A 558-nucleotide genomic window follows, 5' to 3' on the forward strand; every position below is an offset into this window, starting at 1 on the left:
CGCACGCAGTAGGGGGCGCCGGGTGAGTGCCGCGCGAGCGCCAAGCGTTGAGCTTTCCCCCGGCGGCATGTCCGTCGGGGGCGTCCCGCGTGTCGAAGCGGATGCCTTTGACCGGTGGGCCGCGTTGATACGTGAGCGTACCGGCGTGGAAATACCGCGCGAGCGACACAGCTTTCTCGCCACGGGGCTGGCCCGCCGCATGCGTGCCACGGGGGTCGATGATCCGGAGGACTACTATCGCTGGCTGACCCGGGGGCCGGGGGCGGCGGTGGAATGGAGCGCGCTCGTGGACCTGCTCACGGTTCAGGAAACGCGTTTCTACCGGGACCCGCAGGGGTTGGGGCTCCTTCGCCGGTATTGCCGCGACGAGGCCCCCGGGGGCTCGCGGGCGCTTCAGGTGCTGAGCGCCGGCTGTGCCACCGGTGAGGAGGCCTACACCCTCGCGCTCGTGCTGGAGGAGGCATTCGGTGGTGGCCGCGGCTACGCGGTTACGGGCACGGACATCAGTCTGGGCGCCCTGGCGGTGGCCCGCCGGGGCGAATACCCGGCCATGCGGCT

1 protein-coding gene is annotated in these 558 nt (G+C 71.5%); it reads left to right on the forward strand.

Annotation, left to right across the window (positions count from 1 at the left end):
* Nucleotides 1-124 precede the first annotated feature (124 nt).
* On the forward strand, nt 125-558 hold a 434-nt coding region (locus tag G7A99_RS24180), incomplete at its 3' end, for a CheR family methyltransferase (protein WP_305792373.1).

The organism is Arhodomonas sp. KWT, from assembly GCF_010993615.1.